General features: G+C 72.1%; 26 protein-coding genes and 1 pseudogene. 13 read left to right on the top strand and 14 right to left on the bottom strand.

What is annotated here, in order from left to right:
• The first annotated feature begins 168 nt into the window (after nt 1-168).
• On the top strand, nt 169-1,089 hold the full coding sequence (locus Saso_RS08370) for an endonuclease/exonuclease/phosphatase family protein (RefSeq protein ID WP_189922663.1): 921 nt from the start codon (nt 169-171) through the stop codon (nt 1,087-1,089).
• Between the two features lie 68 nt (nt 1,090-1,157).
• Here Saso_RS08370 and Saso_RS08365 read toward each other — a convergent pair whose 3' ends face one another.
• From Saso_RS08365 to Saso_RS08350, 4 genes are all read right to left on the bottom strand, one after another.
• Nucleotides 1,158-2,132 (bottom strand): electron transfer flavoprotein subunit alpha/FixB family protein, encoded by a 975-nt coding sequence (locus tag Saso_RS08365; RefSeq protein ID WP_189922665.1) that lies wholly within the window; start codon nt 2,130-2,132, stop codon nt 1,158-1,160.
• A gap of 48 nt (nt 2,133-2,180) precedes the next feature.
• Nucleotides 2,181-2,969 carry an electron transfer flavoprotein subunit beta/FixA family protein gene (locus Saso_RS08360; RefSeq protein ID WP_189922667.1) on the bottom strand — a complete coding sequence of 263 codons (789 nt, stop codon included), beginning with the start codon at nt 2,967-2,969 and terminating at the stop codon, nt 2,181-2,183.
• Nucleotides 2,970-3,187: 218 nt separating this feature from the next.
• A complete protein-coding gene (locus tag Saso_RS08355) occupies nt 3,188-3,697 on the bottom strand; it encodes a flavin reductase family protein (RefSeq protein WP_189922669.1) in 510 nt (169 codons plus the stop codon).
• A gap of 208 nt (nt 3,698-3,905) precedes the next feature.
• A complete protein-coding gene (locus Saso_RS08350; protein ID WP_189922670.1) occupies nt 3,906-4,319 on the bottom strand; it encodes a TlpA family protein disulfide reductase in 414 nt (137 codons plus the stop codon).
• A gap of 75 nt (nt 4,320-4,394) precedes the next feature.
• Between Saso_RS08350 and Saso_RS08345 the strand changes: the two genes are divergently transcribed.
• The gene (locus tag Saso_RS08345) at nt 4,395-4,811 is read left to right on the top strand and encodes a DUF4395 domain-containing protein (RefSeq protein WP_189922672.1); all 417 of its coding nucleotides are present in this window, start codon (nt 4,395-4,397) and stop codon (nt 4,809-4,811) included.
• A gap of 181 nt (nt 4,812-4,992) precedes the next feature.
• A complete protein-coding gene (locus Saso_RS08340) occupies nt 4,993-5,721 on the top strand; it encodes a lysophospholipid acyltransferase family protein (RefSeq protein ID WP_189922674.1) in 729 nt (242 codons plus the stop codon).
• A 19-nt stretch (nt 5,722-5,740) separates the two neighbouring features.
• Here the strand turns inward: Saso_RS08340 and Saso_RS08335 are convergent, their stop codons facing one another.
• The 4 genes from Saso_RS08335 to Saso_RS08320 form a co-directional block, all read right to left on the bottom strand.
• Nucleotides 5,741-6,334 carry a transglutaminase domain-containing protein gene (locus Saso_RS08335; protein WP_189922676.1) on the bottom strand — a complete coding sequence of 198 codons (594 nt, stop codon included), beginning with the start codon at nt 6,332-6,334 and terminating at the stop codon, nt 5,741-5,743.
• Between the two features lie 110 nt (nt 6,335-6,444).
• Nucleotides 6,445-7,515 (bottom strand): threonine aldolase family protein, encoded by a 1,071-nt coding sequence (locus Saso_RS08330; protein WP_189922678.1) that lies wholly within the window; start codon nt 7,513-7,515, stop codon nt 6,445-6,447.
• A complete protein-coding gene (locus Saso_RS08325) occupies nt 7,512-8,258 on the bottom strand; it encodes an SDR family oxidoreductase (protein WP_189922859.1) in 747 nt (248 codons plus the stop codon). The genes Saso_RS08330 and Saso_RS08325 overlap by 4 nt, the downstream gene beginning before the upstream one ends.
• 41 nt (nt 8,259-8,299) lie before the next feature.
• Nucleotides 8,300-9,697 (bottom strand): DUF6421 family protein, encoded by a 1,398-nt coding sequence (locus Saso_RS08320; RefSeq protein WP_189922679.1) that lies wholly within the window; start codon nt 9,695-9,697, stop codon nt 8,300-8,302.
• Between the two features lie 287 nt (nt 9,698-9,984).
• Here Saso_RS08320 and Saso_RS08315 point away from each other — a divergent pair, with 287 nt between their 5' ends.
• Complete coding sequence (locus tag Saso_RS08315) at nt 9,985-10,668, top strand: glycerophosphodiester phosphodiesterase (RefSeq protein ID WP_189922680.1); 684 nt, start codon at nt 9,985-9,987, stop codon at nt 10,666-10,668.
• A 34-nt stretch (nt 10,669-10,702) separates the two neighbouring features.
• On the opposite strand, the gene Saso_RS08310 is transcribed toward Saso_RS08315, so the two are convergent.
• Nucleotides 10,703-11,239, bottom strand: coding sequence for a GNAT family N-acetyltransferase (locus Saso_RS08310; RefSeq protein ID WP_189922681.1), 537 nt, complete (start codon nt 11,237-11,239; stop codon nt 10,703-10,705).
• Between the two features lie 73 nt (nt 11,240-11,312).
• Here Saso_RS08310 and Saso_RS08305 point away from each other — a divergent pair, with 73 nt between their 5' ends.
• Nucleotides 11,313-11,705, top strand: coding sequence for a VOC family protein (locus Saso_RS08305; protein ID WP_189922682.1), 393 nt, complete (start codon nt 11,313-11,315; stop codon nt 11,703-11,705).
• 124 nt (nt 11,706-11,829) lie between these two features.
• A complete protein-coding gene (locus Saso_RS08300; RefSeq protein WP_189922683.1) occupies nt 11,830-12,594 on the top strand; it encodes a VOC family protein in 765 nt (254 codons plus the stop codon).
• A gap of 51 nt (nt 12,595-12,645) precedes the next feature.
• Here the strand turns inward: Saso_RS08300 and Saso_RS08295 are convergent, their stop codons facing one another.
• Together Saso_RS08295 and Saso_RS08290 are read right to left on the bottom strand one after the other, a co-directional pair.
• The gene (locus tag Saso_RS08295; protein ID WP_189922684.1) at nt 12,646-13,125 is read right to left on the bottom strand and encodes a MarR family winged helix-turn-helix transcriptional regulator; all 480 of its coding nucleotides are present in this window, start codon (nt 13,123-13,125) and stop codon (nt 12,646-12,648) included.
• Between the two features lie 269 nt (nt 13,126-13,394).
• Nucleotides 13,395-15,155 (bottom strand): FUSC family protein, encoded by a 1,761-nt coding sequence (locus Saso_RS08290; RefSeq protein ID WP_229901303.1) that lies wholly within the window; start codon nt 15,153-15,155, stop codon nt 13,395-13,397.
• A 157-nt stretch (nt 15,156-15,312) separates the two neighbouring features.
• Here Saso_RS08290 and Saso_RS08285 point away from each other — a divergent pair, with 157 nt between their 5' ends.
• From Saso_RS08285 to Saso_RS08265, 5 genes and pseudogenes are all read left to right on the top strand, one after another.
• The gene (locus Saso_RS08285) at nt 15,313-15,858 is read left to right on the top strand and encodes a DUF5134 domain-containing protein (protein ID WP_189922685.1); all 546 of its coding nucleotides are present in this window, start codon (nt 15,313-15,315) and stop codon (nt 15,856-15,858) included.
• Nucleotides 15,859-15,937: 79 nt separating this feature from the next.
• Nucleotides 15,938-16,873 (top strand): M56 family metallopeptidase, encoded by a 936-nt coding sequence (locus Saso_RS08280; RefSeq protein WP_189922687.1) that lies wholly within the window; start codon nt 15,938-15,940, stop codon nt 16,871-16,873.
• 181 nt (nt 16,874-17,054) lie between these two features.
• The gene (locus Saso_RS08275; protein ID WP_189922689.1) at nt 17,055-17,726 is read left to right on the top strand and encodes a phosphatase PAP2 family protein; all 672 of its coding nucleotides are present in this window, start codon (nt 17,055-17,057) and stop codon (nt 17,724-17,726) included.
• Nucleotides 17,723-18,316, top strand: coding sequence for a hypothetical protein (locus tag Saso_RS08270; RefSeq protein WP_307822209.1), 594 nt, complete (start codon nt 17,723-17,725; stop codon nt 18,314-18,316). Before Saso_RS08275 ends, Saso_RS08270 begins: the two co-directional genes overlap by 4 nt.
• Before the next feature lie 219 nt (nt 18,317-18,535).
• Nucleotides 18,536-19,189: pseudogene (locus Saso_RS08265) on the top strand (TetR/AcrR family transcriptional regulator); the annotation flags it as partial.
• Nucleotides 19,190-19,377: 188 nt separating this feature from the next.
• Here Saso_RS08265 and Saso_RS08260 read toward each other — a convergent pair.
• Nucleotides 19,378-20,880: an LVIVD repeat-containing protein gene (locus tag Saso_RS08260; RefSeq protein WP_189922691.1), complete on the bottom strand. Its 1,503-nt coding sequence runs from the start codon at nt 20,878-20,880 to the stop codon at nt 19,378-19,380.
• 190 nt (nt 20,881-21,070) lie between these two features.
• Here Saso_RS08260 and Saso_RS08255 point away from each other — a divergent pair, with 190 nt between their 5' ends.
• On the top strand, nt 21,071-21,718 hold the full coding sequence (locus Saso_RS08255) for a DUF305 domain-containing protein (protein ID WP_189922692.1): 648 nt from the start codon (nt 21,071-21,073) through the stop codon (nt 21,716-21,718).
• Nucleotides 21,719-21,767: 49 nt separating this feature from the next.
• Here Saso_RS08255 and Saso_RS38165 read toward each other — a convergent pair whose 3' ends face one another.
• Complete coding sequence (locus Saso_RS38165) at nt 21,768-22,493, bottom strand: DUF6214 family protein (protein WP_307822224.1); 726 nt, start codon at nt 22,491-22,493, stop codon at nt 21,768-21,770.
• 205 nt (nt 22,494-22,698) lie between these two features.
• Here Saso_RS38165 and Saso_RS08240 point away from each other — a divergent pair, with 205 nt between their 5' ends.
• Nucleotides 22,699-24,078: an FAD-dependent oxidoreductase gene (locus Saso_RS08240; protein WP_189922694.1), complete on the top strand. Its 1,380-nt coding sequence runs from the start codon at nt 22,699-22,701 to the stop codon at nt 24,076-24,078.
• Nucleotides 24,079-24,277: 199 nt separating this feature from the next.
• Here the strand turns inward: Saso_RS08240 and Saso_RS08235 are convergent, their stop codons facing one another.
• Nucleotides 24,278-25,579 carry an extracellular catalytic domain type 1 short-chain-length polyhydroxyalkanoate depolymerase gene (locus Saso_RS08235; protein WP_189922696.1) on the bottom strand — a complete coding sequence of 434 codons (1,302 nt, stop codon included), beginning with the start codon at nt 25,577-25,579 and terminating at the stop codon, nt 24,278-24,280.
• Between the last annotated feature and the right edge of the window lie 529 nt (nt 25,580-26,108).

Below are 26,108 nucleotides of genomic sequence, written 5' to 3'. Positions count from 1 at the left end.
CCTGTTTTCCGCTGTACGGAATCAACAATCCGTAGAGCGAAGTTATCCGTGCAGGTTCGGCCGGTCAACACCCTGTCCACGGCGTGGCCGTCCCACTCCTCGTCCCCTGACCCCCTTCCGCACACCCGTTCCCGACCAGCATCCTGTCTCACAAGGGGAAGGGGATACATGACCGGCATCACGGGGCCCACCCGACGGGCGGGACTGCGCACGGCGCTGACCGCCCTGGCGACGCTGCCCCTGCTGGGTACGGCAGGATCCGCCGCCACGCGCCGGGAGGGTCCGGAGCGCGGGGCGCTCCAGCCCGCGCCCGTGACGCCGTTGAAGGTCATGACCTTCAATCTGCGCTACCCGGGCGCCAGGGACGCCCACACGTGGCCGCTGCGCCGTCCGGTGATGCGTGCCCTGCTGCGCCGGGCGGCTCCGCACGTCATCGGCACCCAGGAGGGTCTGCCGTCCCAGTTGCACAACATCGAGGCCGACCTCGCCCCGCACTACGCCTGGATCGGCAAGGGCCGCAGCGTGGAGGACCCGGAGGCGGTGGCGGTGTTCTACGACATGCGCCGGCTCACACCGGTGGAGCACGCGCACTTCTGGCTGTCCGACACACCCGAGGTGCAGGGTTCCGACACCTGGGGGGCGGATTACCCCCGCATGGTCACCTGGGTGCGCTTCCGTGATCTGCGGTCGCGGCGGGAGTTCTATGTGTTCAACACCCACCTCGACAACGGCAGCCAGTACGCGCGCGTGCGCTCCGCCGACCTGATCGCCGCGCGGATCGCCCGCACGGACCGCTCCCTGCCGCTGCTGCTGACCGGCGACTTCAACGCCGTCGCCCACCGCAATCCGGTCTACGACCGGCTGCTGGCCGCCGGGCTGGTCGACACGTGGGACACGGCACGCGCACGGGGCGGCGCCTACGCGACGTACCACGGGTACCGGCCGCTCACGCCCAACGGGGACCGCATCGACTGGATCCTGGCGACGCCGGGCGTCACCGTGGACCGCGAGTGGACCGACACCTTCCACGTGGACGGCCGGTACCCGAGCGACCATCTGCCGGTGCTGGCCTCGGTGACCCTGGGATGAGACGCGCCGAGGCCCCCGCGACCGGTGCGGTCGCGGGGGCCTCGGACAGTGCTGCGACTGCCGGGTGATCAGCCCTTGCGGGTGTTGATCTCCTCGGTGAGCTGCGGGACGACGTCGAACAGGTCGCCGACGACGCCGTAGTCGACCAGGTCGAAGATCGGGGCCTCGGCGTCCTTGTTGACGGCCACGATGGTCTTCGAGGTCTGCATACCGGCGCGGTGCTGGATGGCGCCGGAGATGCCGTTGGCGATGTAGAGCTGCGGCGAGACGGACTTGCCGGTCTGGCCCACCTGGTTGGTGTGCGGGTACCAGCCGGCGTCGACGGCGGCGCGGGAGGCGCCCACGGCCGCGCCGAGGGAGTCGGCGAGGGACTCGATGAGCGCGAAGTTCTCCGCGCCGTTGACGCCACGCCCGCCGGAGACGACGATCGCGGCCTCGGTCAGCTCCGGGCGCCCGGTCGACTCGCGCGGGGTGCGGCCGGTCACCTTGGTGCCGGTGGCCTGCGCCGAGAAGGTCACCGCGAGGGACTCGACGGCGCCGGCGGCCGGGGCGGCCTCCACGGCGGTCGAGTTCGGCTTCACAGTGACGACCGGGACGCCCTTGGAGACGCGGGACTTGGTGGTGAAGGACGCGGCGAACACCGACTGGGTGGCCACCGGGCCCTCGTCGCCGGCCTCGAGGTCGACGGCGTCGGTGATGATGCCGGAGCCGATGCGCAGCGCCAGGCGGGCGGCGATCTCCTTGCCCTCGGCGGAGGAGGGGACCAGCACGGCGGCCAGGGAGCCCGCGGCGGACACTGACTCGACGGCGGCCTGGAGCGCGTCGACCTTGGGGACGACCAGGTAGTCGGCGTACTCGGACGCGTCGTGGGTCAGCACCTTCACGGCGCCGTGCTCGGCCAGCGCGGCGGCGGTGTCGCCGGCACCGGCGCCCAGCGCGACGGCGACGGGCTCGCCGATGCGGCGGGCCAGCGTCAGCAGCTCCAGGGTGGGCTTGCGGACGGCACCGTCCACGTGGTCGACGTAGACGAGGACTTCAGCCATGGGATTGCTCTCCTGCGAAACGAAGTTGAGGGGCGGTCGGCGAAGGGCCTAGATGAACTTCTGGCCCGCGAGGAACTCGGCGAGCTGCTTGCCGCCCTCGCCCTCGTCCTTGACGATCGTGCCCGCGGTGCGGGCGGGACGCGCGGAGGCGCTGTCGACCGCGGTCCACGCGCCCTCGAGGCCGACCTCCTCGGCCTCCAGCTCCAGGTCGGACAGGTCCCAGGACTCGACCGGCTTCTTCTTGGCCGCCATGATGCCCTTGAACGAGGGGTAACGCGCCTCGCCCGACTGGTCGGTGACCGACACGACGGCCGGCAGGGAGGCCTCGAGCTGCTCGGAGGCGGCGTCGCCGTCCCGGCGGCCCTTGACGGTGCCGTCCTCGACGGAGACCTCGGAGAGCAGCGTGACCTGCGGGACGCCCAGGCGCTCGGCCAGCAGGGCCGGGACGACGCCCATGGTGCCGTCGGTGGAGGCCAGGCCGGAGATGACCAGGTCGTAGCCGGCCTTCTCGATCGCCTTGGCCAGCACCAGAGAGGTGCCGATGACATCGGTGCCGTGCAGGTCGTCGTCCTCGACGTGGATCGCCTTGTCGGCACCCATGGAAAGGGCCTTGCGGAGCGCGTCCTTGGCGTCCTCGGGGCCCACCGTCAGGACGGTGACCTCGACGTCGTCGTCGGAGTTCTCGGAGATCTGCAGCGCCTGCTCGACCGCGTACTCGTCGAGCTCGGAGAGCAGACCGTCCACGTCGTCCCGGTCGACGGTCAGGTCATCGGCGAAGTGCCGGTCGCCAGTGGCGTCGGGCACGTACTTCACAGTGACAACGATCCTCAAGCTCACGCCGGCTCTCCTACTGCATCGTCAGTTCTCGGCTGCCTTCTTCCAGGCAGCATAGGCGCCACAAGCGGCCGATCCCGGTACGGGGCGACCCGCGCTCCGACCGAAATATTACTCGTCAGTACACCCAGTTCGTTCCCACTAAGCAAGCGCTTTGAACTGTGACCTTCGCAACGCAGCGTAATCGGAATCCGACGACTTCGCAGGAGAGCGGGGGGTGATCAATCCCGCAGGGCGGTGAAGCGCCCCTGGTGGTACAGCAGGGGGCGGCCCGCGCCCTCGGGGTCGCCCACGACCACCTCGGCCAGCACGATGCGGTGGTCCCCCGCCGGCACCCGGGTGACGACCCGGCACACCAGCCACGCGAGCACGTCGTCGAGGACGGGCACGCCCTCGGGGCCCTCGCGCCAGGCGGTCGGCGCGCCGAAGCGGTCGGCCCCGCTCCTGGCGAAGGTGGCGGCCAGGGCCTGCTGGTGCTCGCCGAGTATGTGCACACCCACGTGCGTGGCCCGGGACAGCGCCGGCCAGCTGGACGCGCCGGTGCCGACGCCGAACGAGAGCATCGGGGGCTGCGCGGAGACGGAGCTGAGCGAGGTGGCGGTGAAGCCGACCGGACCGCCCTCGCCGGCGGCGGTGATCACGGCCACCCCCGCGGCGTGCCGGCGGAAGACGGAGCGCAGCAGATCGGGAGAGGCGACGTGCGGGGAGCCGAGGCCGGGCGTGGCCGTCATGGGCTTTTCCTTCTGCGGAAGAGGGCGGGCTGGGCCGTGGGTGCTCAACGGACCGGACAGCGCGCGCTCGCGGTACGGACCAGGTCGACGTGGACCCGTCCGTGGAGAAGGAGTTCCTCAGGCATACGGTCAGGCTGACGATAGGTGGCGCGCACAGTCAAGTGCGTCCCGGCATCTGGGAGATGCCTCACCGTCCCCCGACGGCCGGTCACACGGCCTCCCCCAGGGCGGCGATGACGTCCGCCTTGCGGGGCTGGCCGGTGGCGCGCCGCACGACGCGGCCGTCGGCGTCGAGCACCAGGACGGTGGGGGTCTTGAGGATGTCGAGATCGCGGACGAGGTCGAGGTGTGCCTCGGCGTCGATCTCGATGTGGGCGACGCCGGGGACCACGCCGGCCACCTCGCCGAGGATCCGGCGGGTCGCCCGGCAGGGCGCGCAGAACGCGCTGGAGAACTGCACGAGCGTGGCCCGCTCGCCGAGTTCACCGCCGAGCCGGTCCGCTCCGAGCCGTTTGCCGTCGTCGCGCCCGCGCACCCGCACCCTCCCGCTCCGCCGCCGTTGCAGCACTCCGTAGGCGCTCGCCGCCGCGAGCACCGCCACGCACACCACCAGTCCGGTCATCGGTGCCTCCAGCGTTCACGAGACTGCAAAGATTCCCGCCGCCGGGAATCGTTTCCGTTGCGGAATGCTTGATTCATGGACATTGATGCGAGGGGCCCGCGCTTCGGGGCCGCCGTGACGACCGTGGTGCTCGCGGCCGTCCTGGTCACCGGCAGCGCCTGGCTGCTGGCGTGGCAGACGCTGGCGTTCGCCCTCGGCGCGGCGGGCGGGGTGGGACGGTCGCCGTACGGCTGGGTGTTCCGCCGGGCCGTACGGCCGAGGATCGGGCCGCCGACGGAGTTCGAGGCGCCGGAGCCGCCGCGGTTCGCGCAGGCGGTCGGCCTGCTGTTCGCGGGCGTGGGTCTGGTCGGTCTGACGCTGGGTCCGAGCTGGCTCGGCCTCGCGGCGACCGGCGCGGCGCTGGCGGCCGCCTTCCTCAATGCCGCTTTCGGGTACTGCCTCGGATGCGAGATGTACCTGCTGGTGCGGCGGGTGGCGGTGCGCACGGAGTAAAGAAGAATTAAAAGCCCGAGGTGGATCAAGGGGGTTGACGTGACGAGGATCTCGCCGTTCCCGGGCACCAGGGCTGGCTCCCCGGCCGTTCTTCGGGCACGATCTGCGAGATGCCGTAAACCTACGGCTGCGTAACTTCGCCGGGCATCCCGGCGAAGAGAAGGAAGGGTTCGCCCAACCCATGGCAGAGCTTGTCTACCGTCCCGTCGTCGGCCTCGCCCAGACCTTGTTCAAGGCCTGGGACCTCAAGATCGACTGCAAGGGATCGGAGAACATCCCGCGCTCGGGCGGTGCCGTGCTGGTGAGCAATCACATCAGCTACCTGGACTTCATCTTCGACGGCCTGGCCGCGCTCCCGCAGAAGCGCCTCGTGCGGTTCATGGCGAAGGAGTCCGTCTTCCGCCACCGGATCTCCGGTCCGCTGATGCGCGGCATGAAGCACATCCCGGTCGACCGCAACCAGGGCGAGACGGCCTACGCGCACGCCCTGGAGTCCCTGCGGGCGGGCGAGATCGTCGGCGTCTTCCCCGAGGCCACCATCTCCCAGTCGTTCACGCTCAAGAGCTTCAAGTCGGGTGCGGCGCGCATGGCCCAGGAGGCGGGCGTCCCGCTGATCCCGGTGGCCCTGTGGGGCACCCAGCGCCTGTGGACCAAGGGCCACCCGCGCAACTTCAAGCGCAGCCACACCCCGATCACCATCCGCGTCGGAGAGGCGATCGAGGCCTCGCGCGACAAGTACGCCGGGGCGATCACCCGGCAGCTGCGCGAGCGCGTCCAGGAGCTGCTGGAGGCCGCCCAGCGCGCCTACCCCGTCCGTCCCAAGGACGCGAACGACACCTGGTGGATGCCGGCCCACCTGGGCGGTACGGCGCCGACGCCGGAGCAGGTCCGCGCGGCCGAGGCACGCTGACCCGGGCGACCCCCGCCCCTCACAGGGCGGTGGGGAGGGTCCTCCACAGCCGCATCCGGTCGGGGGCGGCCCGCAGGGCGCCGAGCACGGCTGGGTGCGGCGCCGGGTGGAGGTCAGGGTAGTCCCACACGCCCGCCCCGCGGTCGGGGAGGAAGGCCAGCCGCTCGCCGTCCAGGGAGAACCGCGCGTCCACGCCCGGCTTGTTGCCGCGCGGATCCTGGCGGTGCCAGGCCCCGCCGAAGCGGACCGCGACGAGTCCGTGCACGACGTGACCGACGCCGTCGTCGTGCGCGAGACGCTGGTAGCAGAGCGCGGTCGGGATGTCCTCGGCCCGCAGCAGCGCCGCCAGCGCGTGGGCCTTCGCGTGACAGACACCCGTCCCCTGCGCCAGGACGTCCGAGGCGCGCCATGTCACCCGCGGGTCCCCGGCGTCCTGCGAATGGGAGACGGTGTCCCGGACGAAGGCGAAGGCCAGCGACGCATAGGCATACGAGTCCTCGGCGTCCCTGGCGAGCCGCGCGGCCGTCTCCCGGACCAGCGGGTGGTGATGGTCGACGGCCTCGTCGGCGCCCAGATACGCGGACAGGTCGGGGTTCTTCTGGATCGGCTCCATGGCCGCAGAGCATAGGAAAGCGATCACCCGAGAGTCAATGACTTTTCAGGTGACCGCATATCTATGCACACTCGGCGATGCCCCCCTGCCGGACGAGGCCGCCGGGGCCGTTACCGGGCCATCTCCTCCTTGACCGCGGCGACGAACGTGTCCACGTCCTCCTCGGTCGTGTCGAACGCGCACATCCAGCGCACGACGCCGGCGCTCTCGTCCCAGAAGTAGAACCGGAACTTCTTCTGAAGACGCTCGCTCACCTCGTGCGGGAGCCGCGCGAACACGCCGTTGGCCTGCACCGGGTAGAGGATCTCCACCCCGTGCACGGCGCGCACGCCCTCCGCGAGCCGCTGGGCCATCTCGTTGGCGTGGCGGGCGTTGCGCAGCCAGAGGTCCTTGGCGAGCAGCGCCTCCAGCTGCACCGAGACGAAGCGCATCTTGGACGCGAGCTGCATGGACAGCTTGCGCAGATGCTTCATGTGCCGCACCGCGTCCTGGTTGACGACGACGACCGCCTCGCCGAACAGCGCGCCGTTCTTCGTCCCGCCGAGCGAGAGGATGTCGACGCCGACCGCGTTGGTGAACGTCCGCATCGGGACGTCCAGCGAGGCGGCCGCGTTGGCTATCCGCGAGCCGTCCAGGTGCACCTTCATGCCGTGCGCGTGGGCGTGGTCGCAGATCGCGCGGATCTCGTCCGGCGTGTAGAGCGTGCCGAGCTCGGTGCTCTGGGTGATCGAGACGACCTGCGGCATCGCGCGGTGCTCGTCCTCCCAGCCCCACGCCTGCCGGTCGATCAGCTCAGGGGTGAGCTTGCCGTCCGGTGTCGCCACGGTGAGCAGCTTCAGGCCGCCCATCCGCTCGGGCGCGCCGCCCTCGTCGACGTTGATGTGGGCGCTCTCGGCGCAGATCACCGCGCCCCAGCGGTCGGTGACCGCCTGGAGCGCGACGACGTTGGCGCCGGTGCCGTTGAAGACCGGGAAGGCCTCGGCCGTGGAGCCGAAGTGGCTGCGCACGACCGTCTGGAGGTGATCGGTGTAGTCGTCCTCGCCGTACGCCACCTGATGGCCGCCGTTGGCCAGGGCCAGGGCGGCCATCACCTCCGGGTGGGCGCCCGCGTAGTTGTCGCTGGCGAACCCGCGGGTCAGCGGGTCGTGGTGGCGTCGTGCGTCGGTCTTCGAAGGGTTCACGGCTTCTCGGTGAGCCACAGACGCTGTCCGTTCACTTCGGTGGCGGGCTTCTCCCAGACCCCGGCGATGGCCTCGGCCAGGTCCTTGACGTCCGTGAAACCCGCGAACTTCGCGTTGGGGCGGTCGGCGCGCATCGCCTCGTGCACCAGCGCCTTCACCACCAGGATGGCAGCCGCGGAGGTCGGCCCCTCGGCGCCCCCGGCCTTGCGGAAGGCGTCGGCGAGCGCGAGGGTCCAGGCCTCGGCCGCGGCCTTGGCGGCGGCGTACGCGGCGTTGCCCGCGGTGGGCTTCGAGGCACCGGAGGCGCTGATCAGGACGTACCGGCCGCGCTCGCTGCGCTGTAGGCCCTCGAAGAAGGCGAGCGAGGTGTGCTGGACGGTCTTGATGAGCAGCAGCTCCAGGAAGTCCCAGTCGTCCAGGCTGGTCTTGATGAACGTCTCGCTCCCGCGCCAGCCGCCGACGAGGTGGACCACGCCGTCGATCCGGCCGAACTCCTTCTCGACGCGCAGCGCCCAATCCCGGGTGGAGTCCAGGTCGAGCAGGTCGACCGGCTCGCCGGTGACGGTGGCGCCTCCGGCGCCGTAGCGGGCCGCGTCGACGGCCTCCGCCAGGCGCTCGGGGTCGTTGTCCGCGCCGACGACGGTGGCGCCCGCCTCGGCGAGCCTGAGCAGTGCCGCCCGGCCGGCCGGTCCGCCCGCGCCGGCGACCGCGATCACCGCTCCGCTGAGAGCCCCGTTCCCCATGGTCTTCGCCTCCTGAGCAGTGTTCTCGGTACGCAGGTCGCTCACGCGGCGATCCGCTCGGCGCTGTCCGCCGTGATGCCCTTGGTGGAGGCGATCACGTTCTTCAGCTTCTTGGACAGTGCCTCATAGAACATGCTCAGCGGAAACTCGTCCGGAAGCACGTCGTCGACGAGACGGCGGGGCGGCTGGGTCAGGTCGAGGGCGTCGGGACCCTTGGCCCACTTGGACCCGGGGTGCGGCGCGAGGTAGGTGGAGACCAGCTCGTAGCCGGCGAACCAGTGGACGAGCTTCGGGCGGTCGATGCCGTCGCGGTACAGCTTCTCGATGTCGGCGCACAGCTCGTTGGTGACCTGCGGAGCGCGCTGCCAGTCGATGTGCAGCTTGTTGTCGGTCCATCGGACGACGTCGTGCTTGTGCAGGTAGGCGAAGAGCAGCTGGCCGCCGAGGCCGTCGTAGTTGCGGTTGCGGTCGCCGGTGACCGGGAAGCGGAACATCCGGTCGAACAGCACGGCGTACTGCACGTCACGGGCCTGGGGGACGCCGTCGGCCTCCAGCTTCACGGCCTCCTTGAAAGCGGTGAGGTCGCAGCGCAGCTCCTCGAGCCCGTACATCCAGAACGGCTGGCGCTGCTTGATCATGAAGGGGTCGAACGGCAGGTCGCCGTGGCTGTGGGTGCGGTCGTGGACCATGTCCCACAGGACGAAGGCCTCCTCGGAGCGCTTCTGGTCGTGGACCATGGCGGCGATGTCCTCGGGCAGCTCCAGGCCCAGGATGTCGACGGCGGCGTCGGTCACCCGGCGGAAGCGGGCGGCCTCGCGGTCACAGAAGATGCCGCCCCAGGAGAAACGTTCCGGCGCCTCGCGGACGGCGATGGTCTCCGGGAAGAGGACGGCGGAGTTGGTGTCGTAGCCCGACGTGAAGTCGTCGAACTTGATGCCGCAGAACAGCGGGTTGTCGTAGCGGGTGCGCTCCAGCTCGGCCAGCCACTCGGGCCAGACCATGCGCAGCACGACGGCTTCCAGGTTGCGGTCCGGGTTGCCGTTCTGCGTGTACATCGCGAAGACGACCAGGTGCGTCAGACCGTCGCGACGGTTCGCGGCGGGCTGGAAGGCCAGCAGCGAGTCCAGGAAGTCGGGCACCTCGAAGCCGCCGTCGGCCCACAGCCGCAGGTCCTTGACCAGCGCGCGGTGGTAGTCGGCGTCGTGCGGGAGCAGCGGGGAGAGCTCCTCGACGGCCTCGACCACGTCCTGGACGGCGCGCTCGGCGTCCGTGCGCGCGGGCGCGCCCTCGGCCGCGAAGTCGATCGAGCCGTCCTTCGACTGCCAGGGCCGGATGCGCTCCACGGCATCCTTGAGCACGCGCCACGCCGGGTGCTCGACCACCCTGGTCGTCGGAGGAACCTGCTCCCCCGCAGCTGCCTGCACAAGAATTTCCGTCATGTCCCATCCTTCGCTGGAGAAACTCGCGTCAGGACACCGTATGCATATGACGATTCCTCCAGCAAGTGGACCTTCGGGAAATTATCCTGCGCCCTCGCATCTTCACCGCACTTTTTCCTGCCGGACACCGATGGTGCGGTGACTTCCGCTACCACGTCGTCCGGCTGGTCGTGTCCCCGGGCAGGTCGGGTAGAGGAACCCCCGGTGCACGCTCATGTCCTTGTCGCCCCGGGGCCACTAGGCTGCGTGCTCCTCCGGCCCAGCCGTCGACGGAAGCGAGTCGCGTCTTGAACTTCCTCACCATCGGTCACCGCGGAGTCATGGGTGTCGAGCCCGAGAACACCCTGCGTTCCTTCGTCGCCGCCGAACACGCGGGCCTGGACGTCGTGGAACTCGATCTGCACCTGAGCAAGGACGGCGCCCTGGTGGTCATGCACGATCCGGAGGTGGACCGGACGACCGACGGGACCGGGCCCATCGCCGACCGGACCCTCGCGGAGCTGAGGACGCTCGACGCGGGACGCGGGGAGCGGGTCCCGGTGTTCGAGGAGGTCCTGGACGCCGTGCGGCTCCCCCTCCAGGCGGAGATCAAGGACGTGCAGGCGGCACGCGCGCTGGCCGCGGTGATGCACGAGCGCGACCTGGTGGACCGCGTGGAGGTGTCCTCCTTCCACGACGAGGCCCTCGTCGAGATCGCGCGCCTGGTCCCCGGCGTGCGCACCGCCCTCATCGGCAGCCGCTACGGCCTGGACCTCGTCGACCGCGCGGTGCGGGCCGGCGCCGCGACGGTCTGCCTCAACCTGCGCCGGCTCACCCTGGAGACCGTCGAGGAGGCGCGCAAGCGCGACCTGCGGATCATCGGCTGGGTGGTCAACACGCAGGAGCAGCTGCGGCTCGTCCGCGCCCTGGAGCTGGACGGCGCGACCACCGACTATCCGGAGATCCGGCGCACCGGCCGCTTCACGGCGTAGACCGCCACGGGCTTCCGGAGGCGGGACGGCGGAGTCAGATGAGTTCCTTCACCAGCAGCTCGAACTCGAGGTCGTCGCGCTGCGGGATGCCGAAGCGCTCGTCGCCGTAGGGGAAGGGGGTCGTCCGGCCGGTCCTGCGGTAGCCGCGCCGCTCGTACCAGGCGATGAGCTCCTCACGCACGGAGATCACGGTCATGTGCATCTCCACGACCCCCCAGGTCTCGCGCGCCTGCCGCTCGGCCTCCGCCATGACGGTCTTGCCGAGGCCCTCGCCCTGCACCAGGGGGCTGACGGCGAACATGCCGAAGTAGGCGTACAGGCCGCGGTGTTCGAGCTGGCAGCAGGCCACGATCCGCCCGTCCCGCTCGACGGTCAGCAGCCGGCTCTCCGGCGCCTCGATGACCGCGAGCACCCCGTCGGGATCGGTCCGCTGCCCGTGCAGGATGTCCGCCTCGGTGGTCCACCCGGCCCGGCTGGAGTCGCCCCGGTAGGCCGACTCGATGAGGGCGACGAGCGCGTCCACGTCGGTGTCGGCGGCGTCGCGGAAGGTGAAGGCGGCGGCGGTGTCCATACGGGCTGTCTCCGGTGTCTGACGCGGCTCGGGCAGGAGAAGCGTAGACCCTTCACCGGTAGGCTCCGGATGCATGGTGCACGTACTCGGCAGCAGGATCCTGCTCCGCCCGGCCGATCCCGAGCGCTCCCGCGCCTTCTACGGCGAACAGCTGGGTCTGGCCGTCTACCGCGAGTTCGGGACGGGGCCCGAGCGGGGCGTCGTGTACTTCCTCGGCGGAGGCTTCCTGGAGGTCTCGGGCCGCTCGCAGAGCCGGCCGGACCCCGCCGTGCGGCTCTGGCTGCAAGTGGCGGACGTGGCGGCGGCGCACGACGAACTGCGCGCCGCGGGTGTGCCGATCGTGCGGCCGCCGGTGCGGGAGCCCTGGGGGCTGATCGAGATGTGGATCGAGGACCCGGACAGCACGCCGATCGTCCTCGTCGAGGTGCCCGCCGACCATCCGATCCGGTACCGGCCGGGCATCTGAGCGGCCCCGATCGGATCGCTCCGGCACGCCGTCCGGGGGCGGGCCGGGCGCCTCCGGCCAGCGGATGCCGTGGGCCGGGCCGGGGCATAGCGTGCTGGAAGGGGTCCCTTTCGGAAGGAACGCCATGAAGCTCGACGCGCCCGTGCCCGGCGGGCCCTGCTGGACCGAGCTGGGGACCGGCGACCTGGAGGCGGCCGAGCGGTTCTACGCGGCGCTGTTCGGCTGGCGCGCGCGGACCGACCCGCGTCCGGAGGCGGGCGGCTACACGGTGGCGCACCTCGGCGACCGGGCCGTCGCCGCCCTCACCCCGCTCTACCAGGAGGGGCAGCCGTGCGCGTGGAACGTGTCGTTCGCGGTGACGGACGCGGACGTCAGCGCGCGCCTGCTCACCGAGGCGGGCGGCGAGGTGCTGCTCGGGCCGACGGACGTCTTCGACGTGGGCCGTTTCGCGGTCGCCCTCGATCCGGGCGGGGCCGTGTTCCAGTTGTGGCAGGCGCGGACGTTCCCGGGCGCCGGACTGTTCAACGCGCCCGGCTCCCTCGGCTGGGTGGAGCTGCTGACCCGTGAGGCCGTGCGGGCCGAGGCCTTCTACACCACGGTGTTCGGCTGGACCGTCGCCTCCTCGGAGAACTACGTTCAGTGGGGCGTCGGGGGCGCCGACTTCGGCGGCATGGTCGCGATGGACGAGAAGTTCCCGCCCGAGGTGCCCCCGCACTGGCTGCCGTACTTCGCCGTGACGGACGTGGACGAATCGGCGCGGACGGCGGTGGGCGCGGGCGGCACCGCGCTCATGGAGCCGGTCTCGGTGCCGGACGGCCCCCGGATCGCCGTGCTGCGCGACCCGCAGGGCGCCGTGTTCGGCGTGTACCGGGCGGGCGAGGAGGGGTGAACGGCCGCGGTCCCCGCGCCGACGGCCCGCCACGCCTGCGCCGCGAGCCGCTCAGACCCGCAGCGCCCGTGACCGCCCCTCCAGTCGGCTGAGCAACTCGCCCAGCAGGTCGGCCAGTTCGCCCTGGCTTCCGTCGTCGAGGGCGGACAGCACGGTGCTCTCGTAGGCGAGCTGCTCGGGCAGGATGCCGTCGACGAGGTCACGCCCCTTCTCGGTGAGGCGCAGGTGCGCCACGCGGCGGTCGCGGGTGTCGACGCGACGGTCCACCAGGCCGCGCTCGGTGAGCTGCTTGAGCCGCTTGGTGACGGCCGCCCCGGACGAGAACGTCTCGCGGGCCAGGTCGCCCGGGGTCAGCTCGTGACCGGTGCGGCGCAGCGCGCCGAGCAGGTCGAACTCCGGGCGGCTCAGACCGGCGCGGCGCAGCGGCGCGTCCTCGGCCTGCTGGAGCAGCGCGGCGCAGCGGTTGACGCGGCCGATGATCTCCATGGGGCCGGTGTCGAGGTCGGGCCGTACGGTCTGCCACTGCCGCACGACCGCGGCGACCGTGTCACCGCGGCCCGGGTCACCGGGGCCCTGGTCACCGTGCCGCGCGTCACCTTTCGGCCCGCCGCCGTGGCCGACCGCCGCGCCGGGGGCACCCTGCGGGCCGTCTTCGCCGGTCGCGGGGGCATCTTCCGGGCCGTCTTCGCCGGTCGCGGGGCTGTCCGGGGCGGGACGTCGCTCTCGGGGCGGCTCCCCGGCCGCCGTACCGTCCGGCCCCTCCGCCCCTTCGCCGGCCGCCATCCGTCCCCGCGTCGCCGTCATCGCCGTACGTCCTCCGCTCCCGCGCTCGCGTCCCGGTCCAGGAGCAGCCCCTGGCGCCGTACCGTCGCCGCGAGCGTACGGTGTCCCGACTGTTCGGCCGACACGACCCGCTCCTCGGGCAGCGCCCGCTGCCACCACTCGCCGGACGCGGCGTCGGCGGTGGCCCGCAGGTCGACCAGCGCGGCGGCGAGGCCGCGGCGGACGGACTCCAGGGCGCCGGGGGCGGGACTCGGCTCCGTGAGCAGGCGGGCCGCGCGTTCGCGGGCCTGTTCGGCGCAGGTCAGGGCGTGTCCGAGGCGGTCGCCGGCCCGGCGGTTGGTGACGGCGACCGCGGCGACGAAGCCGACCACGGCGCCCACGAGGGTGTCCGCGAGCCGCTCGGTGATCAGTCGGCCCGAGTCCTGGACCTGCGCGAACTCGGTGATGAGCAGCGCCATCGGGGTCACGCAGACGCTGCCCAGCCAGTAGTTGCGGCTGATCAGCGCCTCGGCGCCGAAGTTCAGGGCCAGGCAGACCAGTACGAGTGCCGCCCGGGTGAGGTGGGCGAGCGGCACGAGTGCGGCGAAGGCGAGCACGCCGACCAGGTTGCCGACGACGCGCTGGACCCCGCGCTTCCAGGTGAGCGTGACGTTGGCCTGGTAGAGGGAGGCGGCGGTGACCAGGGCCCAGTAGGGGCGGCCGACCCCGAGGGCGAGGGAGACGTACCCCGCGAGCGCACACCCCAGGGCGGTGCGTGCGGCGATGGGGGCGAGGGGGCCGAGGCGGTGCCACAACGACGGCCGGCCGACGGCGAGTTCGACGTCGACGCCGAGAAGTTCGTCGTCGTCCACGAGGTCACCGGGGTGCCGGACCGGGCCGGTGCCGCGCAGTTGGCGGGCCCGCTCGCGCAGTTGCGCCGGGTCGGCGTCGGCGGGCGCGGCCAGCGCGATCTCGGCGCGTACGACGAGGCGTTCCAGGGCACGCCGGTTCTCGGTGGCGCGGGCCGACAGGAGGGTCTGCCACGCGGCGTGCACGGCGGCGGCCGCGGCGGCGCGGGTCCGGGCGTGGTCGTCGCCGGTACCGTCCGTCGCGGCGTGGGCGGCGGCCGTCTCCAGGGCGTGCGCGGTGGCGCGGCGCTCGGGGCCGTGCGGTCGCAGGAGTCCGGGTGCCATGCCGATCACCCAGGCCCAGACCCCTGCGGCGAGCGGCAGCCCCAGATGGGCGGGGAGCTGTCCGGGGGTCTGCGGGACGAAGAGCGCGGCGGAGCTGATGAAGGTGAGGACGACATTGCCGGGCGGACCGAGTCTGGTCACGTCGCAGAGGACCTTCTGCGCGGCGGCCAGGAGGGCGCCGACGGTGACCAGGGCGACGGCGTCGGTGGTGAGCGAGGCCGCGAGCAGGGCCACGGCCAGGCCGCCGGTCATGCCCAGCACGACCCCGGCCAGGACCCGGGCCCGGGCCGCGTACGGACGGTTGTGGGCGTAGAGCGCGCACAGGGACCCGGCCATCGTGTAGAGCGCCAGGTCGAGCCGTCCCAGGGCCAGCAGGATCAGGTTCGGCGGCGCGACGGCGGCGACGACGCTCAGCGCGGGCTTGAACCAGATGTCCGAGGGCCGGCCGAGACGCAGAACACCGGCGACCGGGAGCCGCAGCCTGCGGCGGGCTGCGGGTCGTGGGCCGGGCCCGGGTCCGGGTCGGGTGCCGGACGCGGAACGGGTGCCGGGCGCGGATGCGGGACGGCCCGAGGGACGGGGGCGCCGGGGGGTCGCACTGCTCATACTCATAAATTTAGCATGTGTTTTACCAGTGAAATATATGGACCGCCGTCGGCCGTGCACCGCCGAACGCTCCCCGTGTACTCCCTTGCGCCCGCGTGCGCACGGTCCGCCGCGGGCATCGCAACCCTCGATCGCGATGTCGAGCGGGGAGGTGCGCATGCACGGACCGGCTTCGCCCGGCTGGCTGCTGGTGGCGCTGTGCGCGGCGACGGGGGCCTACTGTCTGCTGCGGATGCGCAGCGGGGTCGAGGAGCAGCGCAGAGCCGCGGGCGGCGAGGCGCTGATGGGCTTCGGGATGGCCGCCATGGCGGTGCCCCCGGCCGCGTTCACCCCGCCCGCGTGGGCCTGGCCGGTGTTCGCTGCGGTCTTCGGCGCGGCCGCGCTGCGGGCCCTGTGGGCCGCCCGCACCGACGCCCATCACCTCCACCACCTGGTCGGCGCGGGAGCGATGGTCTACATGGCGGCGGCGATGGCCACCGCGCCCGCGCACCGGCACGCGCAGGAGGGCGGATCCGGCGTCCCGCTGCTGACGGGCGTGCTGCTGCTGTACTTCACGGGCTACGTCCTCCTCGCGGGGGTCCGGCTGCTGCCGGCGCCCGGGGCGGGCGGGGCCGCCGTCGCCTGGGGCGACCGTCCCGAGGTGGCACGGGCGTGCCGGCTCTCCATGGGGATCGGGATGCTCGCCATGCTGCTGACGATGTGAACCGGACGGCACGTGGTCTGCGTCACTCGCCGAGGCAAGCCGTACCCCTGAGCGGTACGCCGCTCATAGGGTGCTGCTCATGATGGTCCCCGCGGTACTGCTGCTGCTCGGTGCCCTGACCGCCGTGACCGCTCCCCGGCTGATCGCCCGCGCCGACTGGCCGGACCGCGAACCGGTGGTCGCCCTGTGGGCGTGGCAGTGCGTGGTGGCCGCGGTCCTGCTGTGCTGCGCGCTGTCGATGACACTGAGCGCCGCGGCGGCCTGGCAGGCGGTGCGCGGCCATGTGTTCGCGCCCGCGCCGCGCTCGGTGGTGGAGGCGTACGCGCCGGGCACGACGGGTCCCTGGGCGGCGGCGACCGCGGTGGCACTCGCCTGCGGCGGGCTGTGGAGCGGTGCGATGCTCGTGCGCGAGGTGCTGCGCAGCCGGGCGGGACGCCGCAGCCGTCATGCCGAACTCCGCCTGCGGGCACCGTTGTTGCCGGGCGAGGAGAGCGGATCCGGTCGGCTGCTCGTGGTGGAGGCCGAGCGCCCCGAGGCGTGGTGGCTGGCCGGCGCGACGCCCCGACTGGTGGTCACCACGGCGGCTCTGCGCCGTCTGAAAGGGCGTCAACTCGACGCCGTGCTCGCCCATGAGCAGGGGCACGCCCAGGCGCGTCACGACTGGCTGCTGCACTGCTCCACCGCGCTGGCCACCGGGTTTCCCCAGGTGCCGGTGTTCGCCGCGTTCCGCGACGAGATGCACCGGCTGGTCGAGTTGGCGGCCGACGACGTGGCGTCCCGTCGTTTCGGACGGTTGACCACCGCGCTGGCTCTGGTCGAACTCAACGAGGACCGGGGCGTGTTCGGCCCCTCCCCCGCTCCTCAGGCCCATGTTCCGCTGCGCGTGGACCGGTTGCTCGCACCGGCCGGCCGGCTCACCGCCGCTCGCCGGATGCGGCTGACGGCGGCGGCCTCCCTCGTCCCGGTGATCCCGGTACTGGTGACCCTGGCACCCGCTCTGCGCGCATTGGGCTGACGCACCGCCGGCACGGCGATACGGCCATCGGGCTGTACGGCGGCAGTCCGGGCGTCGGGCCTCGTCCCTCTGTCGTCGGGAATCGGACGCCGGCCCCCGGGACTCGTCCGGCGGGCGTCGTCCGGCGGGGCCGTGCGTCCCGGGCTCGCCTCCGGGCCCCTGGTTCGGCGAGGATCTCCCCATGCACTCCCCGTCCGTCGACTCCGCGCCCCGCCCGCCGGCCCAGCGCACCGCTCTGCGGACCGGTCTGGTCCTCGGCCTGTGCTCGGTCCTGCTCCTCGCCCTGGTGACGGCCGAGTGGCGCCTGCTGATCTCCGCCGACGGCGACATCTCCCGCACCGCGCACCGCTGGGCCGTCGCCGACCCCGGTCTCACCCAGGCCTGCCGCGTCCTCACGGACTGGGTCTGGGATCCCCTGACCATGCGTCTGCTGGGGGCGGCGGTCGCCGGATGGCTGGTGTGGCGGCACGCGGCCTGGTGGACGGCCGGGTGGCTGGTCGTCACCTCGGCCGTGGGCACGCTGCTCCAGCAGGCGCTCAAGGCCGGGGCCGGCCGCGCCCGGCCGGTCTGGCCCGATCCGCTCGACTCCGCCCACTACGCGGCCTACCCGTCGGGGCACGCCCTCACCGCGACGGTGGTGTCCGGACTGCTGCTGTGGCTGCTGCACCGGCACGGCGTCGCGCCCGCCGTGTGGCGTATGGCGCTGGCCGTGGCGGTGGTCTCCGTGGTGGGCGTGGGCCTGACCCGGATCTGGCTCGGCGTGCACTGGCCGACGGACGTCCTGGGCGGGTGGCTGCTGGGCGCCACCCTGGTGGCCCTGGCCATCGCGGCCCAACTGCGCTGGCGCCCGTGAACCCCTCGAGACGGCGCTACTCCTACGTCGGCCCCGAGCACATCCGCGAAGCGACCGCACCGGGCCCCGGCGGCCGGGTGATCCGCGGCACCGGGGACCTGGAGCCGTACCCGGCGTGGGACGGGGAACCGTTCACGTACGTCGTCGGTCTCGACGGCCTGCTCCGGCTCGCGCCCCGGCACAGCGAGCACGTGGCGTGTGCGGGCGGCGGGGACGTACTCGGCGCGGGCGAGATCTCGTTCCGCCGTACGCCCCGGGGGCCACAGGTCCATGAGGTCAGCAACCAGTCCACCGGCTACTGCCCCGACCCCGACTGCTGGCCCGCCGTGGCCGCCGCGCTCGACCGCGCGGGCATCGGCCGTCCCGAAGGGTTCACCCACCCACTGCTGTTCCGCCGCTGTGACGGCTGCGGCGAGAACAACGTCGTAAGGGAAGAGGTCTTCGTCTGCGTCTTCTGCGACAGCGATCTCCCCCTCGCCTGGAACCTGGCTCCGCAGGACCGGCACGACCCGCGCGCTCGGCAAGGCAGGCGAGACCGGCAGGGTCGCCAGGAGGGGCAAGGTCGACGAGGGCGGAGCCCGGGCGGCTGAGGGACCTTGCGAGCGGCACCGGTGGTGCCGGCGTACGCCGGTCCGGGGTCGGGGTGGGACGGTCGCCTCAGGCCACTATGTGGAGTGAAGCGCGCCCACTCTGGACGATCCCCCGCGTCGCCCAGAGCAGGCGGCAATCCCGGCGCGCTCCGAAGCGGAACCCGACCGGGATGTCCTGAGTATAGTTGGCTGGCAGCCAGTCAACGCAGGAGTTACAGAATGTCCCCGCGCAGCGCCTCGGTCAATGAAGAACTGCGGCGGCGTTCCCGGGAACGGCTCCTTCAGGCCGCCGTGGAGCTGGTGAACGAGCGCGGCTATGAGGCGACGACGCTGGGTGACATCGCGGACCGGGCCGGATCGGCTCGCGGCCTGGTGTCGTACTACTTCCCCGGCAAGCGGCAGCTGGTCCAGTCCGCGGTGCACCGGCTGATGCACCGCACGCTGGAGGAGGCGCTGGAGCGCGAGCCGCACACCGAGGACGGCCGGGAACGGATGGCCCGCGCCATCGACGGCATCCTGGGCCTGGCCCGGGACCGCACGGTGCTGATGCGCCAGCACATGGCCGGGCTCCTCCAGGCCGAGGGCTTCGTGCAGTGCCCGGAGCAGCAGCGGCTGGCCGAGCTGCTGCGGGAGACCGCCGTCCGGCACGGGTCCCAGGACGTCGACCACGACTACCCGATGCTGCGGTCGCAGCTGATGGGCGCCGTCTACGCGATGGTGCTGCCGAACGTGCCCCTGCCGCTCACCACGCTCCGCTCGGAACTGTTCTCGCGCTACCGGCTGGACTGGGAGCAGGGGATCCCGCCGGACGCCGAGGCGCCCGGCGGGAGTGCCGGCGACGATCTCTCACGCTTCTTCGCCACCGGGGAGCCCGCCGACCCCCGGACGGCCGGAAACCAGCCGCCCGGAGACCGGACGCACAGGACTCGGGAGCCCGAGGGCCAGAATCCCGGGACGCGGACACCCGAGGACCAGGGGCCCGGAACGCGGACGCCCGAGGACCAGCGGCCCGGAACGCGGATACCCGGGGATCGGACGTCCGGGGGACGGACGCCGGGGCGTCAGTCGAAGTAGTCCGGCTGCGTCTGGACGTTGAGCTCGGGCAGCCTGATGCGCTTCGCCGGGTCGGTCCGCTTGTCGTCGAGCCTCAGCACGTCGAAGCCCTTGGCGATGTCGTTCGAGTAGATGTAGCCGTTGTAGTAGTACGCCGACCATGAGCCGGCGCCCCTGAGCACCTGGGTGTCGAGCGGACCGCGCTCGAAGTAGGCGAGCTCCTTGGGCTTCGACGAGTTGGTGAAGTCCCAGACCGAGACACCGCCCTGGTACCAGGCCTGCACCATGATGTCCTTGCCCTTGACCGGGATCAGCGAGCCGTTGTGAGCCACGCAGTTCTCGGTGTCCGCCTGGTAGCGCGGGATCTTGTAGTAGCTGCGGAAGACCAGCTTGCGCTTGTCGCCCTTGCCGACGATGTCGTAGATGCCGTCGGCGCCCTTGTCCGGGCCGGTCGCCGCGTTGCAGGTGGCGGCGCCACCGCCGCCCAGCTCGTCGGTGAACACGACCTTGTTCGCCTTCTGGTTGAAGGTCGCCGAGTGCCAGAACGCGAAGTTCACGTTGTCCTGGACCTGGTCGATGACCTTCGGGTGCTCCGGGTCCTTGATGGAGAACAGGATGCCGTCGCCCATGCAGGCTCCGGCCGCCAGGTCCTTCGAGGGCAGGACCGTGAGGTCGTGGCAGCCGGTCGTCTTCGCGACGCCGGGGTTGGTGGGCGAGCCCGGGTTGCCGCCGCCGTCGGGGCCCTCACCCGGGAACAGCACGGGGAAGCCGACGAGCGCGGCCTTCTCCGGCGCCTTGCGCGGGACCTTGATGACCGAGATGCCGTCGTGCGGGGGCTGGCAGTCCGGGTAGGCGGCGTTGGGCGAGTAGGAGGAGACGTAGATGTAGACGTTCTTGCGCTCGGGCACCAGGGTGTGGGTGTGCGAGCCACAGGCGGTCTCGACGGCGGCGACGTACTTCGGGTTCGCCTTGTCGCTGATGTCGAAGACCTTCATGCCCTCCCAGGAGGACTTCTCGGTCACGGGCTGGGTGGTGCTGTTGCAACTGCTGTCGCTGCGCGAGGAGTCGGTCGACAGGAAGAGCAGGTCGCCCGAGACGGAGATGTCGTTCTGCGAGCCGGGGCAGAGCACCTGCGCGACGGTCTTCGGGGACTTCGGGTTGCTGATGTCGAAGATGCGGAAGCCGTCGTAGTTCCCGGAGAAGGCGTACTTGCCCTGGAACGCGAGGTCCGAGTTGGTGCCCGGCAACGCATCCTTGGGGATGTTCGCCAGGTGCTCGATGTTGTCGGAGTGGACGATCTCGTCCTGCCCCGGTATCTCGCCGTCGGCGATCGCCGCCGCCGCTTCGGCCCGGCTTCCCGGGGACACCTGCTGCCGCACGGCGGGGCCGTCCCCCGGGTCGGGGGTCGCGGCAGCCGGGACGGCGGTCAGGAGCGCGGCCAGGAGTCCGGTACACGCGGCGGCAACTCCGAGCCGTCTGCGGCGCGTTCGAAGGTCGTTCAACAGGGTCACTGCGTCCTCCCTTGTCGCCGTTCACGAGGAACGGTTCGCGGTGCTCCGAAGTATCGTCTTCATCATGCACATATCAAGGGCTGGCAACGCACTCGTAATGAATCTTTCCGGCCCTTGATGTGATCCGGGATGCGAAGATCCGGAGGAGGACGGCCACCCGTCCTCAACTCGTCTGCTTCAGGAGGTCGTTGTGCTCGTCCGACGCGCGTTCCTCGCCACAGCCACGCTCGCGCTCGCCCTGGCCCTTACTGGATGCGACTCGGGGTCCGACACCGACCGCGCCGCCGCGAGCGGCCCTTCGGTGATCGCGCCGGGCAAGCCGGGCGAAGCGAACCGGACCCTCTCCGCCCAGGACGCGGCCGGTCAACGCGCCGACGACGACACCCCGAACTCCGCCGACGTCGCCTACGCGCGAATGATGATCCAGCACCATGCGCAAGCCCTGAAGATGACCGAACTCGCCCCAGGACAGGCCCGGTCGACCGCCGTCAAGGGCCTCGCCGCGCGGATCGGCGCCGCCCAGGGCCCGGAGATCAAGGCCATGCAGGGCTGGCTCGCGACCTACGGCAAGGACGGCAAGGACGGGCAGAACGGCGGGCACGAGCACGCGGCGATGCCCGGAATGGCCACCGAAGACCAGCTCGACCAGCTGCGCGCCGCCCGCGGCAAGGCCTTCGACGCGCTCTTCCTCACCCTGATGATCACCCACCACGAGGGCGCGCTCAGCATGGCCGCGGATGTCAAGGCACAGGGCAACAACGTGCGCATCGAGGAGATGGCGGACGACGTGATCGCCCAGCAGACGAGCGAGATCACCCGGATGCGGGGCATGCAGTAGCGCCTCCCCCGGCCCGGCCTGCGCCAGCCGCCCGTGTCAGCGGCCCGTTTCAGCGCCGGGCATGACGAGGTGTCAGATATCCGGCGTCACGCGCCTGTGCGATCAGCCGCAGCGACCGGCGGCGGCTGCGGCCCGTCGCGCACATGACCGCGAGGACGGGGTCCGCTCCTCCTTCCTGGGCGGCCCGGTACTCCTGCGCCACGAGCCTGCGGCCTTCGCTGCCGCGCGGCCAGGCCCGACGGGCCCGACCTGGACCGGACGGCTGACCGGCTGCGCCGACACCGACCTCCCCGACCCCGGCCGCCGTGGCACCGGCCTTCCCGGCACCGGCCGCCGTGGCACCGGCCTCCCCGGCACCGGTCGCCGTGGCACCGGCCTCCCCGGCACCGGCCGGGCCGCACCCACCACCCTCGTCACCTTCGGCCACTTCGGCCACTTCGACCGCACCGGCCGCACCGGCCGCATCGCCAACACCGACGGCGACGCCGTACGCGGCCCGCCGGCCGCTCGCGTCGCACGTGCCGTCCGCCTCCGGCCCACCCCCGCCACCCACACCGTCACCGCACTCCTCGGACAGCGGCCCGTGGATCCAGTGCGCGAGCACCGCCAGGTCCGCGAGCGACAAGGGCGGCCGGGCGCGCACGTCCTCGACGCAGAGGTGTCCGCCGGTGACGACGGCCAGCAGCTCGACGCGCGCGCCGTCCGTGAAGCCCAGCCGCACGTGGAACCAGGAAGTGGCACCCCCGGCCTCCTGGACCTTCCACGCCGGCCACACGGTCACCGTGCCGTCCTCGGCGGAACGATCGGAAAGATCAAGAAAAGATGCTTCTGGCACCCACGCAACGTAACCGTGTGATCACTTTCCATACGAACGGACACGCGCGCACCGAGGCCGTACGGCACCCTGTCAGCGGACCCGCCCCGATGGGATGCTGGAGGCACCAGCGATCTCCTCCGTCCCCTGGGTAAGGAGTTCCGCCGTGCTGCGTGTCGCCGTCGTGGGTTCTGGACCGAGCGGGCTCTACACCGCCCAGAGCCTGGTCCAGCGGGAGCCCGGGGTGCTCGTCGACGTCCTGGACCGGCTGCCGTGCCCGTACGGACTCGTGCGGTACGGCGTCGCTCCGGACCACGAGAAGATCAAGTCGCTCCAGAACACCCTGCGCCCGGTGCTCGAACACGACCGGGTGCGTTTCCTCGGCGGGGTCCGGGTCGGGAGCGGCGGGGTGCCGACGACACGGCTGCGCGAGCTGTACCACGCGGTGGTGTACTGCGTGGGCGCGGCGGCCGACCGGCACCTCGGCGTCCCCGGCGAGGAGCTGCCGGGCAGCTGGTCGGCGACCGAGTTCGTGTCCTGGTACAGCGCGCACCCGGACGCCGCCGACGACGGTTTCCTGCGGGGTGTCCGCTCGGCCGTGGTGGTGGGCGTGGGGAACGTCGCGGTGGACGTCGCCCGGATCCTGGCCCGGCGGGCGGCCGAACTGCGTCCGACCGACATGCCCCAGGCCGCGCTGACCGCGCTGGCCGCGAGCGGGGTCGACGAGATCCACGTGGTCGGCCGGCGCGGCCCGTCCCAGGCCCGCTTCACCACCAAGGAACTGCGCGAGCTGGGCGGCTTGCCGGACACCGAGGCGGTCGTGGAGGAGGCCGAACTGGCACTGGATCCCGCGTACGGCGATCCCTCCCGACTGGCCGCGGCGCAGCGGCGCAACGTGGAGGTACTACGCGACTGGGCGACCGCTCCCTCCCGGGGCGCGCGGCGGCGGATCCGGCTGCGGTTCTTCCTGCGGCCCGTCGAACTGCTGGACGTGGACGGCCGGGTGGGCGCCGTACGGTTCGAACGGACCGCTCCCGACGCGCACGGCGGGGTGACGGGCACCGGCCGCTACCGGGACGTCGAGGCGCAGCTGGTGCTGCGGTCGGTGGGCTATCGCGGGGTGCCGCTGGAGGGCCTGCCGTTCGACCGGGCGCGGGGCACGGTGCCGCATCTGGCGGGGCGGGTCCTGCGGGACGGGGCGGTGGCGCCCGGTGAGTACGTCGCGGGCTGGATCAAGCGGGGCCCCACGGGGGTCATCGGCACCAACCGGCCGTGCGCGAAGGAGACGGCGACGTCCCTGCTGGAGGACGCTCCGGTCCTCGCGCGCCGGGAGCTGCCCGGTGAACCGCTCGGGCTGCTGCGGGCCGCCGGAGCCGAACCCGTCGGATGGGCCGGCTGGCTGGCGATCGAGCGGGCCGAAGCGGAGCTGGGGGCCTCACTGGGAAGGGGTGTGGTGAAGTTGCCGGACTGGGCGGCGCTGCGGACCGCGGTCGGCCCGGCCGGTGCGGGCGCAGAGGAACCGAGCGCCGGGAGCGGTGAGCGGTGAGCCGACGGAATGCCCGGCCCGCCGACGGCAGCGGCCACCACGGCGCGGAGCACGGCGTGACACCACGCGACACGGCGGAGCACGGTAGGACACAGCGGGGCACCGCGCGATGCGGCGAGGCACGGCAGGACACGGTGAGACAGCGCGGGCACCGCGGGGAGGGAACGGCCGCGCATGGCGGCCGCCCCTCCCTCCGGCGTCAACCCGTGCCGCACGTGGCTCCGTTGAGCGTGAAGGCGCCGGGCGCCGCGCTGTTTCCGGTATGGGTCGCCTGATAGCCGATGGTGACGCTCGCGCCGGGGGCGAGGCTGCCGTTGTACGACGCGTTGGTCGCCGTGACCGCTCCGGCGGACGGCGCGTAGGTCGCGCCCCAGCCGTTGGTGATGGTCTGGCCCGAGGGCAGGGCGAAGGCCAGTCGCCAGCCGTCGACCGTGGTGGTCCCCGTGTTGGTGAGGGTGATCGATCCGGTGAGACCGGTGTTCCAGGCGTTGGTCGTCGCGGACACCCGGCAACCGCCCGGCTCGGGCTGCGGGACGGGGCCCGAGGTGTCCAGGCCGAAGAAGGTGATCACGCGGGCGGCCATGCCCCAGGCGTACAGGTTGTGGCCCACGCCCTGGAGGCTGACGGCCTCCACGGGAGCCTGGTCACCGGTGCCGCCGTACCGGGTGCGGGTCCAGCCCGAGGCGGGCGTGTCGGTGGTGGCCGGGGTCTGACCGACGCCCCGGACGTCGGTCCACTGCTTGATCTCCTCACCGAAGTTGGGATAGCGCAGCACGTCGTCCTCCGTGCCGTGCCACAGCTGCATCCTTGGCCGGGGCCCGGTGTACCCGGGGTAGGCCGCGCGCACGAGGTCGCCCCACTCCCGGGCGGTGTGGATCACGGTGCCGCCCGAGCAGGCGCTGTTCCACTCGGAGCCGTCGGTGGTGGCGAAGCAGCCGAAGGGGACGCCGGAGAAGGCGGATCCGGCGGCGAACACGTCCGGGTAGTCGCCCAGCAGGACGTTCGTCATCATCGCGCCGGAGGAGATGCCGGTGGCGAAGACGCGGCCGGTGTCGGCCGCGTAGGCGGCGGTCACCCAGTCGATCATGGACTTGACGCCGACCGGGTCGCTGCCGCCGCCGCGCCTGAGCGCCTGCGGCGAGGAGACGTCGAAGCACCTGCTGCTGCGGGTGACGGACGGGTAGACGACCACGAAGCCGTACCGGTCGGCGAGTTGGGCGTACTCGGTGCCCGAGTACATGGCGGGTCCGGAGCCGCCGCACCAGTGCACGGCGACGAGCACCGGCGGGTGCGCGGTGACGGTGGCCGGCGCGTACACGTACATCTGGAGATTGCTGGGGTTGGCGCCGAAGCCGGTGACCTCGGTGAGCGTGGCCGGCGGCACCGGCGCGGCGGCCTGCGGGCGGGCCGAGGCGCCGGGAGCGGCGAGGAGGGCGGCGGCGAGCAGCAGGAGCAGGGCCACCAACGACGAACGCAGGGCTCTTCCAGGGGAGTTCGACACGTGCCTGTCCCTTTCTGGTAGCGGCTCGGGGGACGTCGTACGTGAAGTGCGCGAACGGGAACGCCGGGTATGCCGGGCGGGAGCACGTGCTGGGTGCGCGGACGCGGGGTACGGGCGGAACGGGCGCCTCGGTGTGCGGCCTCCGCGCGGCGGTCACCTCCTCCCGGCGGGTGGTGAAGGGAAGCGTCCGCCTCGCATGGTGGCATGTTCACGCCCGTCATGGAAGCGCTCCCACGGCCTCTCTCCGCAAGCCCTTGCTCATCGACCGAGGCCAGGCCGGGTGGCCGAATGTGTTCTGCGCAAAGCGTTGACTAGAAAGCGCTTGCCCCCTACGTTCCGTTCAGCAGTGTGACCGAGCCGCTCGCACTGTCCGCACAAAAAGGCACGGCATTCGTGTCGCCGGGCCAGCATGATGCACGTCGTTCATGTATCTGATCATCCTGGTGATCCTCCGGCTTCACGAAGGGACGTACCCGCATGAGCACAGGGCCGCCGCGTACACGGGCGCAAAGTGCGGCCCCGCGGGCGC

Source organism: Streptomyces asoensis, from assembly GCF_016860545.1.
Taxonomy (GTDB): Bacteria; Actinomycetota; Actinomycetes; order Streptomycetales; family Streptomycetaceae; genus Streptomyces; species Streptomyces asoensis.
Note: the sequence above shows the minus strand (reverse complement) of the source record. Positions and strands in the feature narration are given on the sequence as shown.